This window comes from Micromonospora sp. NPDC049799 (assembly GCF_040656655.1).
Lineage (GTDB): Bacteria > Actinomycetota > Actinomycetes > Mycobacteriales > Micromonosporaceae > Micromonospora.
Map to the genome: position 1 here is coordinate 1 of NZ_JBFAMU010000702.1, position 2,083 is coordinate 2,083.

A 2,083-nucleotide genomic window follows, 5' to 3' on the forward strand; every position below is an offset into this window, starting at 1 on the left:
CCACTCGGCGGCGCCTTCCGGCTCGACGCGGGCGACACCGTCGTCGCGCCGGGACCGGGACGGCCCGCCTGGTACGAGTACATGACCTCCGCCCCCGCCGACGCCGACCGGTTCCTCGCCGACGCCCTCGCCCTGCACGCCACCGTGCCGCCCGGCGCGCCCGACGACTCGTACGCCCTGCTGGTCGCCGGTGGACGGCCGGTCGCCGGCCGGCTGGCGCTGCCCCCGCCGCTGGCGGGCGTGCTGCCCACCGGTTGGATGGTCTACGTCGCGGTGGCCGACCCGGACGAGGTGGCCGGGCGGGCCGGGAGTCGCGGTGGCCGGGTGGTGGTGCCGCCCAACGACGTGCCGACCGGGCGGGTGGCCGCGCTGGCCGACCCGGCGGGTGCGGTGTTCACCGTCATCCGACCGGCTGCGGCCTGACCGTCCCCACCGGGATCCGGTCGGGACTCCGACGGTGTGACCCGGACGTCGGCGGGTAGGCGTGCGGGGACCGGACGCCGGCACCGACGGCCGGGGTTCCGCACGGGGCGACCGCTGCCCGGATCACCGGAGATGGGACGGAAGGCGATGAAGGTCAGGAACTCCCTGCGGGGGTTGAAGAACAAGATGAACTCGATCGTGGTACGCCGCCGTGGGCGCACCTTCGTCATCAACAAGAGCGACCGGCGCCAGAAGGCACGTCAGGGCTGACCGCGGACACGGCACCCCTGCTGGCCCGTCGTGGAGCCGGAAGGGGTGCCGTGCGCTACGCGTACGCCGGAGGAGCCGGCGGGGTCAGACGGCGCCGACGGTGGCGGCGGCGTCCACCAGGCCCGCACCGCATCCACCGGAGCAGGTGCCCGGGATCGCCCGGGCGTTGGCCTTGAGGGCCGACTCGACGCCCGACGGCGTCAGCGTCGGCCGCTTGCCGAGCATGAGCGCCGCGATGCCGGCGACGTGCGGCGCCGACATGCTGGTGCCCATGTACGCCGTGTAGCTGGCGCTGCCCGGCGTGGTGGTGCCGGCGTTCATCGTGGACAGCACGCCGTTCTCCGGCGTGGTCTTCGTGCCGGCCGGGTCGGTCTCCCGACGCACCTCGCCACCGGGCGCGGAGACGTCGACGGCGGTGCCGTAGTTGGAGTAGAAGGCGCGGTTGCCCTCCCGGTCGAGCGCCCCCACGGTGACGACGTCGGCGCAGCTGGCCGGGCTGAAGCCGCTGGCGTTGGCGTTGCTGTTGCCGGCCGAGACGACGACCGTCGCGCCGCGGCGCACCGCCGACGTGATGGCGCTCTGGTACGTCCGGCTGCAGGCACCGCTGCCGCCGAGGCTCATGTTGATGACCTTCGCCGGCGTGGGGTTGGCCGGGATGCCGCGGACCGAACCGCCGGAGGCCCAGACGATGGCGTCGGCGATGTCCGAGGTGGAGCCGCCGCACTTGCCGAGCACGCGGACGTGCTGGATGCGGGCGTTGGGGGCGACACCGGCCACGCCGACGCCGTTGTTGCTCACCGCGGCGATCGTGCCGGCCACGTGGGTGCCGTGCCAGCTGGAGTTCTTGGCCTTCGAGCCGATGCCGCACTCGCCGTCGGTGGCGTTCCAGTCGCCCTCGTCCTGCGGGTTGGCGTCGCGGCCGTTGCCGTCCCGGGAGTTCGTCGAGGTGCTGATGAAGTCGTACCCGGCCACGGTGTTGGCGTCCAGGTCCGGGTGGGCGGTGCGGCCGGTGTCGAGGACCGCCACGACCACGCCGGTGCCGGCGGCCGTGTCCCAGGCCGTCGGGGCGTTGATGCCGCCCGTCGCCTCGTAGTAGTGCCACTGCTGGGGGTAGCTCGGGTCGTTCGGGGTGGACAGCGCGTACATGGGGGTGTCCGGCTCGGCGTACTCGACGTCGCCGCGCAGGGCGAGCGCCCGGAGCAGGCCGGCGGTACGCCCGCTGGCCCGGACCACGTGGGCGCCGGTCGCGAGCTGGCGGACCTCGGTCAGGTTGATCCCGAACCGTCCGCCGAGCTGGCGGAGGGCGGCGCCCACGTGGTCCGGGCCAGCGGGCGCCGGTGGAGAACATGTACCCGGTACGGATGGCCGGCCGGCAGTTCGTGCCGTACGT

Annotated in this window: 2 protein-coding genes and 1 pseudogene; 2 read left to right on the plus strand and 1 reads right to left on the minus strand. The window is 74.4% G+C overall.

The features are described 5' to 3' along the window. Positions 1–423: pseudogene (locus tag AB0I76_RS28490) on the plus strand (hypothetical protein); the annotation flags it as partial. A gap of 147 nt (positions 424–570) precedes the next feature. Beyond that, positions 571–693 (plus strand): ribosomal protein bL36, encoded by a 123-nt coding sequence (locus AB0I76_RS28495; protein WP_074311439.1) that lies wholly within the window; start codon positions 571–573, stop codon positions 691–693. Between the two features lie 84 nt (positions 694–777). Here the strand turns inward: AB0I76_RS28495 and AB0I76_RS28500 are convergent, their stop codons facing one another. After that, the gene (locus tag AB0I76_RS28500; protein ID WP_357041803.1) at positions 778–2,007 is read right to left on the minus strand and encodes a S8 family peptidase; all 1,230 of its coding nucleotides are present in this window, start codon (positions 2,005–2,007) and stop codon (positions 778–780) included. Between the last annotated feature and the right edge of the window lie 76 nt (positions 2,008–2,083).